Annotated in this window: 1 protein-coding gene; it reads right to left on the bottom strand. The window is 49.1% G+C overall.

Translation table 11 applies throughout. The features are described 5' to 3' along the window. A partial coding sequence (locus tag ACYVRA_RS07935) for a response regulator (RefSeq protein ID WP_461252195.1) occupies nt 1–666 on the bottom strand: 666 nt, incomplete at both ends.

Below are 666 nucleotides of genomic sequence, written 5' to 3'. Positions count from 1 at the left end.
ATCTTCAGAATCGGTTTCAACAGCGGCAGGCTCGTCGTGAATAATAATTGGCATTTTAGCGACAGGCGCGTTCTGTCGTGTATCGTTACGCACCCATTTTCTGATAACGGCGTCCATTTCCACTACGTCAATGGGTTTGGATATGAACGCCTGAAAACCGTGTTCGTAGAACATCTTGTCCGTTCCCTGTATGGCGTTGGCGGTCAGGGCGATTATCGGTATTTTTTTCGCGTAATCCGTGCCTAACGCCCGAATATAGCCCGCGGTTTCTATGCCGTCCATTCTGGGCATCATGTGGTCCATGAATATGGCGTTGTAAACAGGAGTACCTTGGCGTATCCTTTCAATCGCCTCCTGCCCGCTGCTTAAACAGTCAACCTGCATTTTGTATTTGCGTAAAAGGCCCGCAGCCACGTCCAGATTGGTCTGCATATCGTCAACTACCAGCACCTTGGCGTAGTCCAAATTGAGCCTTACCAATTTTTTTGTGGCAGTGCGTTTGCTGTCGGCGTAGCAGAAATTACGGAGTTTTTCCGCGACCTCCGCTCCAAGCGGTTTTTCGCTGACAAAGCCCTGCTTAAGGTGCAGGCTGAATGTCGAACCTTTGCCAAACTCGCTTTCCCTTTTAAGTTCCCCGTCCATCATTTCCACAAGTCTTTTGGTAAT

The organism is Treponema sp. R8-4-B8, assembly GCF_054786175.1.
This window is presented reverse-complemented; position numbering and strand designations above follow the sequence as displayed.